The sequence below is a fragment of the Roseateles sp. P5_E1 genome (assembly GCF_054049335.1).
Map to the genome: position 1 here is coordinate 1 of NZ_JBFUMN010000533.1, position 504 is coordinate 504.

Below are 504 nucleotides of genomic sequence, written 5' to 3' on the forward strand. Positions count from 1 at the left end.
GATCGTAGACCACTTCAGCATTGGGGCACTGGGCTTTGACCTCCACATCAAAGGCCGAATTCATGTCCATTGCTACGGCTTGGATGCGTTCGCAACCGACCCTGCCGAGTAGCTCAAAGAAGGGACGGATGTCAGCGCGGCTGCGTCCTCGGCCGACCCAGAGCACGCGCTAGCGCGATGGCTCGACCACCACGGAGGCGTAGCGATGCCCCTTCTGGATCGCAAACTCGTCCATCGCGATCACGCGTACGGTGGCGTAGCGATGCCCCTTCTGGATCGCAAACTCGTCCATCGCGATCACGCGTACGTCCGATAGGTCCACTGGGCCCAGCGTCTACATCAGATGCCGGAAATCAAGCGCCTTGACCGTCTTCCAGTCCAGACCATGCCACTTTGCGGTGGCATGGATCGAGGTGGTGGCGCACATGCGTGCCACGCTCTGCGCAAGCCGTTGCGTTACCCGGGCATGCCGCTCCAGCCAATCCAAGTGCTCCAATTTTGGCC

Annotated in this window: 1 protein-coding gene and 1 pseudogene; both read right to left on the reverse strand. The window is 60.9% G+C overall.

The window, feature by feature from the left end:
• Window positions 1-250, reverse strand: a pseudogene (locus tag ACXJKJ_RS32490) (ISL3 family transposase); the annotation flags it as partial.
• Between the two features lie 84 nt (window positions 251-334).
• Window positions 335-496 (reverse strand): transposase family protein, encoded by a 162-nt coding sequence (locus tag ACXJKJ_RS32495; RefSeq protein WP_457395889.1) that lies wholly within the window; start codon window positions 494-496, stop codon window positions 335-337.
• Between the last annotated feature and the right edge of the window lie 8 nt (window positions 497-504).